Source organism: Synechococcus sp. HJ21-Hayes, assembly GCF_024345835.1.
GTDB lineage: Bacteria > Cyanobacteriota > Cyanobacteriia > PCC-6307 > Cyanobiaceae > Vulcanococcus.
Map to the genome: position 1 here is coordinate 34693 of NZ_JAGQBW010000020.1, position 12417 is coordinate 47109.

A 12417-nucleotide genomic window follows, 5' to 3' on the forward strand; every position below is an offset into this window, starting at 1 on the left:
ATGGCCCAGCAGCGCATCGAGAGCAACGAACGGCCGGCCCTCCTGCAGCGGCAGCGGCTGGATCAACACCAACTCCGAGCGGAGGAGCTGCAACTCCACGAACACCAGCAGCAGCTCCAGGCACTCCGGGGCGAAGCCGAGGGCCTCAAGCGCCAACTGGCGTCCCTGCCGACCATTGCCACGGAGCAGGTACGTCAGCTGCGCCAGGCCGAACAGGCCCTGGCGCCCGCTGCCAGGCCATGGCGGCCAGCCTGGAGGTGCTCCAAGCCGACGAGCCCATCCGCCTGGATGGCGGCACCCCGCTATAGCCCGGCGAGCGCTATCAGCTCACGGCCGAGGTGAACCTGCAGGTAGGTCCGGGGGGGTAATGCGACTCAACCCAGGGGGGACCAGGCTCTGCCCCAGGCCCAGGCTGAACAGCTGCGCTGCCGCGAGCGTCTCAGGAGCCTCAAGGCCAAGCTCGGAGTGGCCACGAGCGATGCCGCCGAAACAATCGAACGCCAACGGTGCGATCTGGACGCGGAGCTCACCACCCTGCGCAAGGCAGCGGCCGCCATTCCCTGGCCTGGGCGGTCAACCTGGCCATTGATCCTGAGGCTTCCGATCTGCCTCAGCTGGATCGTGCTGGCCTGGAGTGGGCACTGCAGAACCTGCGCAGCTCCAGCACCAGCCTGAACCGCCAGCTGGAGCGGCTGGCGACCAGCCAGCAACAGAGTGAAACGCGCGAGCGCGCACTCCAGCAGCAGCTCACCACCAGCCGCGGCCAGGCCGAACAGCGCTGCGCCAGCCTGGGCTCCAACGACCCCGCTGCCGAGCTGGAGCAACGGCAGGCCCAGGCCCTCACCCTGCTGCAGAGCCGCTTTCACGAGGCCCAGAGCCGGCTGGCCAACCGCTACAGCGAACCCCTGCGGGAGGCAATCGGCCCCTACATGGCGACCCTCACCACCACGCCACTCCAGCCCCTCTTGGCCTTCGATCCCCAGCAGGGCTTTCAGGATCTGCAGCTGCGCCAGGGCAGCGAGGCCTATGACTTTGATCGTCTCAGTGGCGGCATGCGCGAGCAGCTGGCAGCTGGCCGCCGCCCGGCGCTGGCGGAGGTGCTGCACCCCGCCTACGCCTCTGGCCTACCGCTGGTGTTTGACGATGCCTTCACCAACAGCGACCGCGAACGCCTGGTGGGGCTCAAACACATGCTGCGGCGTGGCATGGAGCAGGGCATCCAGATCCTGCTGCTCTCCTGCCAGCCGCAGGACTATCGCGACCTTGATGCCGCCGGCAGCCAACAAAAAGCCCCCGGTGAACGCATCAACGGGGGCGAACAGCAGCGGAATCTGCCCGACGACGTGATGTGGGTTCAGCTGAGTTGAGAACCGAGGGCTGAGTGGGTAACAGCCAGGGCCTCAGGGGTGCTGAACCACAGGACTCACTCTTCGTCTTCTTCGGTGGAGCCTGCAGGGATCAGGCGGATCTGCTTGCGACCCAGCTTGATTTCAAACTCGTCGCCGGGCTTGAGATCGAGCATGGCGGTGTAGGCCTTACCGATCAGAAGATTGCCGTTGCCTTGAACGGTGGCCACATAGCTGAGCTTGCGGCCGCCCTTGCCAACCTTGCCGCTGACACCGAGCTCAACACCCTTGGCTTCCAGCAGGGCCTCATAGAAGGCCGTGAAGTTGAGCCGCTCGCCGCCATCCTTCTTGGTGGAGACGTAACCGCAGGAGCGGACGATCTCGGATTTACCCACATCGCCCAGTTCCTTGACCTTGGCCAGCAGTTCGGATCCGGTGAGCATTGATTTCGTGGGTTCATCAATTCAGCCTCCATAACTTACAACATGCCCACGATGCATGCCATGGCTCGCCGATGAGCACGGAAGAATCAACCCAGCCATATCGGCAGTACGCCACGGAAATGAACGCCATCACTCCCCTTGCAGCCCAGGATCACGATGCTGCCCTGGAGATCTATCGCGATGCGGTGGAAACTGTCGCCCCCGCCCAGTACAGCCCAGCACAGGTAAAGGCCTGGTCACAGCAGGCAAGATCGGGATCTGGCATTACACCATTACGGAACTCCCTGCGGCGGGGCTGGGGGCTCGTGAGTCGTTCAGTGGATGGCAAGGCTGAGGCCTTTGCACTGTTGGACCCCGAGGATCACGTGGCCCTGCTCTATTGCCGGGGCCGCGCCTGCCGTGAAGGTCGTGGCGGGGCACTGCTGCGGGCCTTGGAAGAGGAGGGCCGCCGGCGTGGGATCCCGCGGCTGCGAACGGAGGCCAGCTTGATCTCAGAACCGCTGTTCCGCAGCCAGGGCTGGCAGGTGAGCTGGCAGGAGGAACTGCTGATCAACGGGGTGTTGTTCCGCCGCTTCCGCATGGCCAAACCCCTGAACCAAGCCCAGGGGGCATTGATACTGAGCTGATGGCCGAAGCCCAGCTGCAGCAATTTCTCGAGAAGATCCGCCAGCTCAATGCCCTTGTGGCCCTGAGTGAGGCGAACCCCGCCGTGCAAAACGCCCTACGGGACTGCGACAGCCATCACGATGTGGTGACCCTGGCTGCGCAATGGGGATTTGACATCGGCCGGCGCTGGGGTGACAGAGCCGAGGGGCCCAGCCCAACGCATCCAGGCGCCAACCATCCTGATCAGCGCAACCTGCTGGAGGGCAGGGCCCCAGCTGCCGGCGAAGAACGGGTGGAGGTGCTCCTTCAGACGCCGGACTGGAGACTGGAGCGCATCCACTCCTGTGGATCCTGCAGCGCACCAGGGTTCTGGTACGACCAACACGACCACGAATGGATCCTGGTGCTACGGGGCAGCGCCACAATCGAATTCGCCGATGAAACGGCACCCCGGGACCTCTGCGTGGGCGACAGTGTGCTGATCGAGGCCCACCGCCGCCATCGGGTGCTGGCTACGGATCCTGCTCCAGGAACCCTTTGGCTGGCTCTCTTCTGGAAGGCATCCGCATAAGGTGCGACTGGCGCACCAGCCAATAGGCCACCGCCAGCGAGAGCACTCCCGCCGAGAGGCCAATCAACAGAGAGCCATCTTTCTGGCTACCCGGCGGCATCACGATCAGCTTGCGGGACAGCGCCGTGAGGGCTGTGATCAGCACCAGCTCGATCTGCACCACGTGCTCGCGTAGATAGGCCGTGAGGTTCTGGAGCACCTCCAAGGCAATCAGGATCACCAGGATCTGGTCGAGCAAGCCAATCAGGCCTTCGCCCGTCCAGTCCACCCGCAGATCGAGCAGATCGGTGCCGAGGAACAGCACCAGCTGGAGGGTGGCCACCACAATCACAGCCGCCAGGATGCTGGCGAGCAGCTTGGCCAGCTGCCGCTCAAACCCGTACACGACCCTCAGAAACCCCTTCTCCACCACGGACTCAGCGGTTGAAGGGGCTGTACTGCGGCTTGGCGGGCGTATCGCCTTCCGGATTCACGATCTTGGTGCCACAGGTGATCGAGCCATCTGGAGCGGTGACGCAGTTGGTGGGCTCCACCTTGGTGGCGGGACCCACCTTGCTGCCAGGACCCAACAGGAAGCTCTCCACCTGGGCCAGGGCGGGAGTGGCTGCTAATAGCAACACGAGCCCCGACACCACACCCACTGCGTTCGACACCATGGCACCTGCCCTTACGGCGCTCAGTCTGACGCGCCCCCCCTGGCCGCGGGTCAGGTATCCAGCCGGATTTCCCGAAGCAGCAGGTCGAGCTGGCCCAGGGAATCCTCCAGAGCCAGGGGCAGGGGACTCTCGTCGTCATCAGCGAGGTCTTCCTCGCCCTGCCAGAGGGATTCGATCTCACAGAGGCGCTCTGCCAGGCCGATCAGACCATCACGGCCGTGGATCCTGGCGAGCTCCTCCAGCAGCACAGGCATACGGATGGAGCTGGCCCGCAGGGCCCGGCGCAGGTCCGCCTGGGTGCGACCCGCATGGCGCAACCAGTCCTTGAGAAAGGACTGGAGGTCGTCGAGCTGCTCGGCAGTGAGCGTGGCCATCAGCGCCCGTGGGGAAACCAGCGATCCAGTTTGCGCTGTGCCCGGATGCGGATCTCCTCATTCATGTGGGTGCTGCACAGGCCCAGCAGGGCCGTGAGGGCCACCAGGTCGTCGCTGAAGCCAGCCGCGGGGATGAAATCCGGAATCAGATCCATCGGCACCAGCAGATAGGTGAGGGCGGCCACCATCGTGATGCGCACCTGCGGCGGAGTCTTGCCATCGAGCAGCAGCTCCAGACATTCGAGGGCAGGACGGGCCAAGGTGCGACCCGCACGGCGCAGCAAACGGCGCAGAGCGCCCTCATCCACCTCAGTGCTGTCGAGCACCTGGGCATCTAGAGGATCGCCATTCACGGGGTTTGATGCAGCCATGGCAGAGAGTTCCCGATGAGGAACAACGACACCATTGTGAGTTGATCGCGCCATGGCAGCAGGGGGGTCGCCACGGCCCTGCACGGCGGTTTACCGCCTGGAGAAGCGGAGGCTCAATCGGCCTCCACCAGCCCACTCTGAATGCCGGCCTTGCGCAGCTTGCGCAGGGCCCGTTGCACCACCTGGCGGCAGTACTCGCGGCTGCAGCCCAACTGCCGTGCCACCTCCGCCAGGGTGCGCCACTCGTTGCCGCCATCGAGCCCGAAGCGCAGCATCACCACCGTGCGCTCCTTGGGGGTGAGATTCGACTGATCTAGCAGCTTCCACACCGCCGCATTGCGCTCCGCCAGCTCACAGCGCTCCATCGGCGCCATCTCCTCACTGGGAAGCACATCCACCAACTCGGTGGGATCCGACTTCGACTTCACCACTCCCTGGAGGCTCACCGTGACGCTGCGCAGTTCGCAACCCAGCAGATCTTCCACTTCCTCAAGGGGCAACTCCATCATCTGGGCGAGCTGCTTGGCGGTGGGCAGCAGGCCATTGGCCTGTAACAGCCGTGCCTTGGCGGCCCGCAAACGGGTGAGTTTCTCATTCACATTCACGGGAATACGAATGGTGCGGCTCTGGGTGGAGAGGGCTCGGTTCAGGCCCTGGCGAATCCACCAATAGGCATATGTACTGAAACGGTGCCCACGGGTGGGGTCGTATTTCTCAACGGCACGGGTGAGACCAAGCGTGCCTTCCTGGATCAGATCCAGCAGGTCGAGGCCCTTGCCCTGGTAGCGCTTGGCCAGGTTCACCACCAGCCGCAGGTTGGCCGTGATCATCTGATCCTTGGCTCGTTCACCCACACGCATCGTGCGCTTCTCACCATCGTCGTAGGAGCAGGCTTCCCCCTCACCCCCCGCCATGGCACAGCGTTCGTTCAGGGCCACCATGGCCTGCACCTTGCGGCCGAGCATCAACTCCTGCTCGGGAGTCAACAGCTGATGGCGGCCGATTTCTCCAAGGAAAGCACTCAGGGAGCTGGCCATGATCCTTCCGATCCACTCAAATGAACCTAGAAGCTTTTTCAGGAAGAAATGAAAGCCCCCAAAAGGCTTCCAACTTTCCCAATTGCTTCGCAAGTACCGGTTTTCTTCCCAACTACAGATTCACAACTGAACTCCAGAAAGAACGCTTAATTCCTGCGGATTTCCAACGCTTTTGAGCGCATCGCCGGCGGTGTTGCCTGCCATGCACACACCTGAGGAGGCTGGTGGCTACGGTCGTGGCCTTCTGAAGCCCCAGTTCCATGGCCGGTTTTGCGGCGATCGCCCCCGATGTGCTCTCCCGGGCGGGCGTGGCCTACGTGCACTATCTGAGCTTCATGCTCTGCTTCGGCGCCCTGGTGCTGGAGCGGCGGCTGATCAAGCCGAACCCCAGCAAGCAGGACGCCACCTTGATGGTGATCACCGATGTGGTGTACGGCTTGGCCGCTCTGGCACTCCTGGTGAGTGGCATCCTGCGGGTGCTCTACTTCGGCCAGGGCAGCGAGTTCTACACCCAGAATCCCCTGTTCTGGTGGAAGGTGGGCCTCTACCTGTCGGTGGGCGGGCTGTCGCTCTATCCCACCGTCACCTACATCCTCTGGGCCATCCCGCTGCGCAAGGGGGAACTCCCCCAAGTGAGCGAGGCCCTGGCCAAACGGCTGGGCTGGATCCTCAACATCGAACTGGTGGGCTTTGCCGCTGTGCCGCTGCTGGCCACCCTGATGGCCCGGGGCGTTGGCCTGCCGGCGGCCTGAACCGGCCCCGCGTGGACCTACCCCCCGCGACCCTCCCCTGTGCCAGATCCACGGAGATCCGGCCCTGGAGTGCACCGCCCAACGCCCGCAGCACTGCTCCGCCAACAGCCCATCCGGCCGCCACGCCTCCCACGGATTACCGCCAGGCCCTGCGACCCACCCCCGCCGGCTGGCCCCGGCGCGACCACTGGTGCCTCTGGGTGGAACCCATCAGCGACACAGAACCCACCGGGATCTGGCAGCAGCGCTGGCATGGGGCTGTGCTGGCGGCTGTGGCCACCTGGCAGCGTCAGCTGCCGATCACCCTGGTGAGTGACCCCACCCGGGCCCAGGTGCTGGTGCAACAGCGCCGCCCACCCTTGCGTAATCAGCGCGCCAGCCATGGCCGGGCGCAGTTGCAGCTGCTGGAGGTAAAAAGGGACGGCCCCTGGCAACTGGAGCCGCGGGTGGAGGTGTTGATCAGTCCTGGCCAGGGGCCCAGAGCCATCCAGGCCACGGCCCTGCATGAGCTGGGCCATGCCTTTGGGCTCTGGGGCCACAGCGATCAGCCCGGTGATGCCATGGCCTCCCAGCCGGGAGCCGAACCGGTGCTGGAGTTGAGTCCGCGCGACCGGGCCACCCTGCAGTGGGTGCAGCAGCAGCCGGGGCTGGGGAAGCCATGAGCCAACCGAACCCACCGCGGCGCACCATCTCTGATCTGTTCCTGCGCCGGCCGGTGTTCAGCCTGGTGCTGAGCCTGCTGCTGTTACTGCTGGGGATCCTGAGCCTGGCAGGCCTGCAGGTGGAAAACCTGCCGCCCATCGCCCCGGGCCGGGTCACCGTGCGCAGCACCTATCCCGGCGGCAACCCGGAGGTAGTGGAGCAAGGGGTGACGGCCCTGCTGGAGAAACAGCTGAACGGCCTGGAGCGCCTCCAGACGATCCGCTCCAGCAGCAGCGCCAACGGCAGCTCCATCACCCTCAGTTTTGAAGGGGGTGAGCCGGAGCTCAACCAGATCAATGCTCAGAACGAGGCCAACCAGGTGCTGCGTCAGCTGCCGGCACCGGTGGCGCGGCTGGGGGTGCAGGTGCGCCGCAGCTCCGACGACCTGCTGATGGTGCTCAGTTTCAGCGCTCGCAAGGGGCGCTACTCCCCCCAGTTCCTGAGCGGCTGGGTGAACCAGGTGATGAAGGAACGCCTGCAACGGGTGGAGGGGGTGGGCCTAGTGACCCTCAATGGCGGCAGCCCGCTGGCCTTTCGGCTGTGGCTCAAGCCGGCGGCTCTTTTGGAGCGCCAACTCACCATCGCTGACGTTAGCCGCGCCCTGGAGGCCCAGAACGTGTTGGCGGCCCTGGGGCAGACGGGCGATGAACCCGGCCCACCAGGTCAGGCCACCACCCTGCCGCTGCGGATGGAAGGGCGGCTACGCAGCCCCGAGGAACTGGCGCAACTGGTCGTGGGCCGCGGGCCAGAGGGGGGGGTGGTGCTGCTGCGCGACATCGGCCGTGTGGACCTGGGCAGCGAGACCTACGACACGATCGCCACCAACCTGCAGGGCGATCCCACCGTGGCGCTGGCGGTGTACCAGCGCGATGGCAGCAATGCCCTGGAGGTGAGCGAACGGCTGGAGCAGGCCATCGCCGAACTGGAGCCCCGCTTCCCGCCAGGGATCGACCTGCAGTTGATCGTCAACGAAGCCGACACGGTGCGCGAGAGCATCGCCGAGGCCACCGGCAGCCTGCGCGATGCGGTGCTGCTGGTGTTCCTGACGCTGCTGCTGGGGCTGGGGAACAGTCGCCTGGCCCTGATCAGCGCCCTGGCGGTGCCGGTGTCCCTGTTGGGGTCCATCAGCCTGATCAAGCTCTCGGGCAGCTCGATCAACACCCTCAGCCTGTTCGGGATGGTGCTGGCGTCGGGCCTGGTAGTGGACGATGCCATCGTGGTGTGTGAGGACATCGGGCGCCGGCTGGAGCGTGGGGCTTCACCGTTGGCGGCCGCCCGGGAGGCGATGGCGGAGCTGGGGGGCGCCGTGATTGCCACCTCCGTGGTGCTGGTGGTGGTGTTTCTGCCGGTGCTGGGGCTTCAGGGCAGCCTCGGCCGGCTCTACGCCCCGATCGCCATCAGCATCGGCTCGGCGATCATCGTGTCAACGTTCAACGCCATCAGCTTCACGCCGGTAGCGGCCAGCCGCTTCCTGCACGCTGAGCAACGGGAGCCGGCCTGGCTGCAGCGCTGCATCGACCCGCCGCGGCGGTGGTTGGAGAGCCTGGAGGAGCCCTACGGCCGCTGGCTGGAGCGCAGCCTCGAGCAGCGGCACCGGGTGCTGCTTGCCCTGGCCCTGGGGCTGCTGATCACCGCCGTTGGCCTCAGCCTGCGTCCCACCGCCTTCATGCCCCAGGAGGACAACGGCCAGCTGCGGGGGGTCGTGGTGCTGCCGGAGGGGTCGTCACTGCAGCGCACCCAGGCGGTGATGGAGCAAGTACGGGCGGTGGTGGAACGGGAACCGAGCCTGGCCAGCGCCAACCTCTACGCCGGCCGCTCCTTCGGGGACAGCAGCCCCAACAAAGGGAGCGTGTTTCTGCGGCTCAAGCCGATCGGCCAGCGGGGCAGCGGCGATACCAGCCTCGAGGCCGTTGCCCAACGGCTGAACCGCGCCCTCAGCCGGCGCATCAGCGACGCCATGGTGCAGCTGAGTCCGCCCCCCAGTGTGCGGGGCTTCAGCAGCGAAGGGGGGCTGGAACTTGAGCTGCTGGACACCAGCAACGGCCAGCTCAGCCTGCAGCAGTTCGCCCAACGGGCCCAGGCTCTGATCAGTGCCGCCAACGCCAGCGGCCGCTTTGAGCGGGTCTCCACCCGCTTCAACGCCGATGCGCCGCTGTTGCGGCTGGAGCCGGACCGGCTGCAGCTGGCCTCACTGGGCATCGACCTGGACACTCTGGTGTCCACCATTGGCGCCAGCTTCGGCAGCAGCTATGTGAACGACAGCTTTGAAGCCGACCAGGTGCGGCGCGTGATCGTGCAGCTCGACGGTCAGGGGCGCCGCGGCCCGGAGGATGTGCTCAGCCTGCAGGTGCGCAGCCGCAGTGGCCAGCTGATCCCCGTGGGCCAAGTGGTGCGTGTGCTGCCTGCCACCGGCCCCAGCACCATCAACCACAGCCGCTTGGTGCGGGCGATCACAATCCGGGCCCTTCCGGCCCCGGGTGTCAGTACCGGCCAGGCCATGGCGGAGCTGGAGCAGATCCAGCAGCGGCTGGGCAGCAGCGACACCGACCTGGAATGGGCGGGCCTGGCCAGGGAAGAGCGGCTGGCGGGGGGCGGCAGTCTGCGGGTGTTCCTGCTGGCGGTGCTGGTGATGGGGCTGGTGCTAGCGGCCCTCTACGAGAACCTGCTCGATCCACTGATCATCCTGATCACCGTGCCCCTAGCCCTCCTGGGAGCCCTGGCGGGGCTGATGCTGCGGGGCCTGCCCCTGGATGTGTACGGCCAGATGGGCCTGCTCATGCTGGTGGCCCTGGCGGCGAAGAACGGCGTGTTGATCGTGGAGTTCGCCAACCAACGGCTGCGGGAGGGCCTGGAGCTCGAAGCGGCGATCCGTGAAGCCGCCGTGAGTCGCCTGAGGCCGATCCTGCTCACGGTTTTCTCCTCCTTGGCGGGCGTTGTACCCCTGCTGCTGGCCAGTGGCGCCATCTCCGGTAGCCGCATCAGCCTTGGCACCGTGGTGTTTTCAGGATCGCTGGTGTCCACCGCCCTGAGCCTGTTCGTGGTCCCCAGCGTTTATCGGGTCATCAAGGGCTGGGAGCTCCAGAACCAATCGCGCTGGAGGCAACGACACCATGGCTGAAGCAAGGGCCAAGGGCATGGACGCTGACATCGGCTCTGGCAGTGGCCGCCATCGATCTCCCGCCGGGGCGGTGACCCTGGCGGCGCTCCTGCTGGGCCTGGCGGGCTGCGGCGAGGGCGGCAAACGGCGGCCACCGGCACTGGTGACGGTGGCGCCGGCCAGCAGCCAGCGCTTCGAGCAGACCCTCAACACCGTGAGCACCCTCGAGGCGGCTGAGGAGATCGACCTGGCGGCCCAAGCGGGCGGTCGCGTGCAGCGGCTGCTGGTGCGCACCGGTGATTCCGTACGGGCCGGCCAGCTGCTGGTGGTGCTGGATCAAACCCAGCTGCGGGCCGAGGTGCAGGCCCTACGGGCCAAGGCCAAACGGGATCAACTGGCCTACGAGCGCTTTCGCAGCCTGGTGAGCCAGGGGGCCGCCAGCGCCCTACAGGCCGAGGAATACCAGGCCAACGCCATCGGATCGAGCGAGTCCCTGCGGGCCAGGCTGGCGGATCTTGCCTACAAGGAGATCCGCGCCCCGATTGCTGGGGTGATGGGGGATCTGACCATCAAGCCCGGCGATGTGGTGTCCGCGGGCACCCCTTTCAGCCGCATCATCCGCAACGAACGACTACTGGCACGCATCGATGTGCCCGCCGGCCGGATGGGTCAGCTGCGGCCGGGGCAATCGGTGCAGCTGCTGGCGGCCGATAGCGACCAGCCGCAGGCGGAGGGCCGCATCAGCCAGGTGGACCCCGGCGTCAGCGCCACCAGCCAGACCCTGCTGGCCAAGGCCATCATCCGCAATCCCGATGGCCTGCTGCGCAATGGCCAGCGGCTGCGCACGCGGGTGCTATTGGGCAGCGAGCAGCAGCTCTCGGTGCCGTTTGAGGCGGTGACCCGCCAGTTCGGCCAGGCCTTTGTCTTTGTGGTGGGCAACCTCGAGCAGCTACGCCAGGACCCTGGCCGCGCCGACCTGAAGGCGCTGGAGCGACTCCACAAAGGCACCGCCATGGCGCTGCAGCGCCCAGTGCAGGTGGGCCCGTTGCAGGGGAACCGCTATCCGGTGCTGGAGGGGCTGCGGCCGGGGGAGCGGGTGATCGTGTCGGGCACCATGGGGCTGCGGCACGGCAGCCCGGTGAGGATCAAGGCCGGCGGGGCGCCCCGCGGCGTTGCGCCAGCACCTCCTGCACCTGGCGCCAACTGACGCCATGGTGGGCCAGGGCCACCTGCAGGTGAAACACGATGTCGGCCGCTTCTCCGGCGATCTCGGCGGGGTTGTTGTCCTTGCAGGCCATCACGAACTCGGCACTCTCCTCGCCGATCTTCTTGAGGATGCGGTTGTCACCGCCCTCCAACAGCTTGTTGGTGTAGCTGCCCGGCTCGGGCCGATCGCGGCGGTCCTCGATCACCCGCATCAGCTCGGTGCAGGCATCGGCCGGGGGCTGGGGAGCCGCAGGACCGCCACCGCTGGGTGTGGGCCCCTCGTCGTAGAAGCAGCTGCGGGCACCGGTGTGGCAGGCCCCAGCTCCGATCTGCTCAATGCTGAGCAGCAGCACATCGGCATCGCAGTCGTAGCGGAGGCCCCGCAGTTTCTGGAGCTGACCGCTGGTGGCCCCCTTGTGCCACAGCTCCTGGCGGGAACGGCTCCAGTAATGCACCTCACCGCTGGCCAGGGTGTGCTCGATGGCCTCCTGATTCATCCAGGCCACCATCAGCACGGCTCCATCGAGCCAGTCCTGGGCCACAGCGGGGATCAGGCCGGCCTCGTTAAAACGAAGGCTGGCGAGGAGTGAGGCGCGAAAGGCCGGATCCGGGGCCTGAAATGATGCCTGCACGGGCAGCCGATCCATCTGACCTGATCCTCCCGCAAGACCCACCTCCCGCCCCACTCCCCGAGGGAATGACCGCCGCCTTCACCTGCTCGAAGACCTTCAGCGGTTACCCCTGCTGCCATCGCCAGTGGCGCCATCCCGGCCACTGCCGGTTCGTGCATGGCTACAGCCGCAGCTTCACCGTGTGGTTCCAGGCCAACGCTCTGGACATCCACGGCTTCGTGGTGGATTTCTCCAGCCTCGGCGCCCTGCAGGCCCAGCTGGCGGAACAGTTCGACCACACCTTTCTGGTGAATGCCGACGACCCGCTGCTGGAGCAGTGGCAGGCCCTGCACGAGCAAGGGGCCCTCGACCTGCGGGTGATGGACAACGTGGGCATGGAGGCCAGTGCCCAGCTGGTGTGGCAGTGGGCCAACGCGCTGCTTCAGGCCCGCGACGGGAGCCGCAGCTGCTGCTGGAAGGTGGAAGCCCGCGAAAACGAGAAGAACGCCGCCTGCTTCGAGGCTGTGCCCCAATGGTTTGAGCTGCCCTCTCCCAGCTGACGCTCAGGCGGACTTCACGCCCCCGCACTCCTGCCAGGAACTCCACAGCTGGGCTAGCTCCGCCTTCATCGCAACCAACTCAACC

At 66.3% G+C, this 12417-nt stretch carries 16 protein-coding genes; 9 read left to right on the forward strand and 7 right to left on the reverse strand.

Features of this window, described 5'->3' with window-relative positions; translation table 11 throughout:
• Together KBZ14_RS13620 and KBZ14_RS13625 are read left to right on the forward strand one after the other, a co-directional pair.
• Positions 1 to 342, forward strand: a complete 342-nt coding sequence (locus KBZ14_RS13620) for a hypothetical protein (RefSeq protein WP_255118885.1) — start codon at positions 1 to 3, stop codon at positions 340 to 342.
• Positions 343 to 506: 164 nt separating this feature from the next.
• Positions 507 to 1367, forward strand: coding sequence for an ATP-binding protein (locus KBZ14_RS13625; RefSeq protein WP_255118886.1), 861 nt, complete (start codon positions 507 to 509; stop codon positions 1365 to 1367).
• A 56-nt stretch (positions 1368 to 1423) separates the two neighbouring features.
• On the opposite strand, the gene KBZ14_RS13630 is transcribed toward KBZ14_RS13625, so the two are convergent.
• On the reverse strand, positions 1424 to 1789 hold the full coding sequence (locus KBZ14_RS13630) for an AbrB family transcriptional regulator (RefSeq protein WP_255118887.1): 366 nt from the start codon (positions 1787 to 1789) through the stop codon (positions 1424 to 1426).
• Positions 1790 to 1908: 119 nt separating this feature from the next.
• Between KBZ14_RS13630 and KBZ14_RS13635 the strand changes: the two genes are divergently transcribed.
• The gene (locus KBZ14_RS13635; protein ID WP_255118888.1) at positions 1909 to 2415 is read left to right on the forward strand and encodes a GNAT family protein; all 507 of its coding nucleotides are present in this window, start codon (positions 1909 to 1911) and stop codon (positions 2413 to 2415) included.
• Complete coding sequence (locus tag KBZ14_RS13640) at positions 2415 to 2966, forward strand: Nif11 domain/cupin domain-containing protein (RefSeq protein ID WP_255118889.1); 552 nt, start codon at positions 2415 to 2417, stop codon at positions 2964 to 2966. The genes KBZ14_RS13635 and KBZ14_RS13640 overlap by 1 nt, the downstream gene beginning before the upstream one ends.
• Here KBZ14_RS13640 and KBZ14_RS13645 read toward each other — a convergent pair.
• The 5 genes from KBZ14_RS13645 to KBZ14_RS13665 all read right to left on the reverse strand — a co-directional run bounded on the left by KBZ14_RS13645 (position 2908) and on the right by KBZ14_RS13665 (position 5404).
• A complete protein-coding gene (locus KBZ14_RS13645; protein ID WP_255118890.1) occupies positions 2908 to 3375 on the reverse strand; it encodes a phosphate-starvation-inducible PsiE family protein in 468 nt (155 codons plus the stop codon). The two genes, KBZ14_RS13640 and KBZ14_RS13645, sit on opposite strands and share 59 nt — an antisense overlap.
• A 7-nt stretch (positions 3376 to 3382) precedes the next feature.
• On the reverse strand, positions 3383 to 3622 hold the full coding sequence (locus tag KBZ14_RS13650) for a hypothetical protein (protein ID WP_255118891.1): 240 nt from the start codon (positions 3620 to 3622) through the stop codon (positions 3383 to 3385).
• Positions 3623 to 3672: 50 nt separating this feature from the next.
• Complete coding sequence (locus tag KBZ14_RS13655; protein WP_255118892.1) at positions 3673 to 3996, reverse strand: hypothetical protein; 324 nt, start codon at positions 3994 to 3996, stop codon at positions 3673 to 3675.
• Positions 3996 to 4367, reverse strand: a complete 372-nt coding sequence (locus tag KBZ14_RS13660; RefSeq protein WP_255118893.1) for a YkvA family protein — start codon at positions 4365 to 4367, stop codon at positions 3996 to 3998. Before KBZ14_RS13660 ends, KBZ14_RS13655 begins: the two co-directional genes overlap by 1 nt.
• A gap of 113 nt (positions 4368 to 4480) precedes the next feature.
• On the reverse strand, positions 4481 to 5404 hold the full coding sequence (locus KBZ14_RS13665) for a sigma-70 family RNA polymerase sigma factor (RefSeq protein WP_255118894.1): 924 nt from the start codon (positions 5402 to 5404) through the stop codon (positions 4481 to 4483).
• A gap of 260 nt (positions 5405 to 5664) precedes the next feature.
• Here KBZ14_RS13665 and KBZ14_RS13670 point away from each other — a divergent pair, with 260 nt between their 5' ends.
• Genes KBZ14_RS13670 through KBZ14_RS13685 form a run of 4 tightly spaced genes read left to right on the forward strand, consistent with a single transcriptional unit; the run spans position 5665 to position 11162 of the window.
• Entirely contained in the window at positions 5665 to 6156 is a 492-nt protein-coding gene (locus KBZ14_RS13670) for a DUF2214 family protein (RefSeq protein ID WP_255118895.1), read from the forward strand.
• A gap of 11 nt (positions 6157 to 6167) precedes the next feature.
• Positions 6168 to 6818, forward strand: coding sequence for a zinc metalloprotease (locus KBZ14_RS13675; RefSeq protein ID WP_255118896.1), 651 nt, complete (start codon positions 6168 to 6170; stop codon positions 6816 to 6818).
• On the forward strand, positions 6815 to 9976 hold the full coding sequence (locus KBZ14_RS13680) for an efflux RND transporter permease subunit (RefSeq protein WP_255118897.1): 3162 nt from the start codon (positions 6815 to 6817) through the stop codon (positions 9974 to 9976). The genes KBZ14_RS13675 and KBZ14_RS13680 overlap by 4 nt, the downstream gene beginning before the upstream one ends.
• On the forward strand, positions 9969 to 11162 hold the full coding sequence (locus KBZ14_RS13685) for an efflux RND transporter periplasmic adaptor subunit (protein WP_255118898.1): 1194 nt from the start codon (positions 9969 to 9971) through the stop codon (positions 11160 to 11162). The genes KBZ14_RS13680 and KBZ14_RS13685 overlap by 8 nt, the downstream gene beginning before the upstream one ends.
• Here the strand turns inward: KBZ14_RS13685 and hisIE are convergent.
• Entirely contained in the window at positions 11101 to 11808 is a 708-nt protein-coding gene (gene hisIE / locus KBZ14_RS13690; RefSeq protein WP_255118899.1) for a bifunctional phosphoribosyl-AMP cyclohydrolase/phosphoribosyl-ATP diphosphatase HisIE, read from the reverse strand. The genes KBZ14_RS13685 and hisIE overlap by 62 nt on opposite strands.
• Positions 11809 to 11858: 50 nt before the next feature.
• On the opposite strand from hisIE, the gene KBZ14_RS13695 reads away from it, so the two are divergent.
• Complete coding sequence (locus tag KBZ14_RS13695) at positions 11859 to 12332, forward strand: 6-carboxytetrahydropterin synthase (RefSeq protein WP_255118900.1); 474 nt, start codon at positions 11859 to 11861, stop codon at positions 12330 to 12332.
• The last annotated feature ends 85 nt before the right edge of the window (positions 12333 to 12417 follow it).

Bases quoted from the DNA above. Each gene is read 5' to 3' on its own strand.
- KBZ14_RS13685 (WP_255118898.1), top strand. From the start codon at position 9,969: ATGGCTGAAGCAAGGGCCAAGGGCATGGACGCTGACATCGGCTCTGGC.
- KBZ14_RS13665 (WP_255118894.1), bottom strand. From the start codon at position 5,404: ATGGCCAGCTCCCTGAGTGCTTTCCTTGGAGAAATCGGCCGCCATCAG.
- KBZ14_RS13695 (WP_255118900.1), top strand. From the start codon at position 11,859: ATGACCGCCGCCTTCACCTGCTCGAAGACCTTCAGCGGTTACCCCTGC.
- hisIE (WP_255118899.1), bottom strand. From the start codon at position 11,808: ATGGATCGGCTGCCCGTGCAGGCATCATTTCAGGCCCCGGATCCGGCC.
- KBZ14_RS13650 (WP_255118891.1), bottom strand. From the start codon at position 3,622: ATGGTGTCGAACGCAGTGGGTGTGGTGTCGGGGCTCGTGTTGCTATTA.
- KBZ14_RS13655 (WP_255118892.1), bottom strand. From the start codon at position 3,996: ATGGCCACGCTCACTGCCGAGCAGCTCGACGACCTCCAGTCCTTTCTC.
- KBZ14_RS13680 (WP_255118897.1), top strand. From the start codon at position 6,815: ATGAGCCAACCGAACCCACCGCGGCGCACCATCTCTGATCTGTTCCTG.
- KBZ14_RS13640 (WP_255118889.1), top strand. From the start codon at position 2,415: ATGGCCGAAGCCCAGCTGCAGCAATTTCTCGAGAAGATCCGCCAGCTC.
- KBZ14_RS13630 (WP_255118887.1), bottom strand. From the start codon at position 1,789: ATGCTCACCGGATCCGAACTGCTGGCCAAGGTCAAGGAACTGGGCGAT.
- KBZ14_RS13620 (WP_255118885.1), top strand. From the start codon at position 1: ATGGCCCAGCAGCGCATCGAGAGCAACGAACGGCCGGCCCTCCTGCAG.
- KBZ14_RS13635 (WP_255118888.1), top strand. From the start codon at position 1,909: ATGAACGCCATCACTCCCCTTGCAGCCCAGGATCACGATGCTGCCCTG.
- KBZ14_RS13670 (WP_255118895.1), top strand. From the start codon at position 5,665: ATGGCCGGTTTTGCGGCGATCGCCCCCGATGTGCTCTCCCGGGCGGGC.
- KBZ14_RS13660 (WP_255118893.1), bottom strand. From the start codon at position 4,367: ATGGCTGCATCAAACCCCGTGAATGGCGATCCTCTAGATGCCCAGGTG.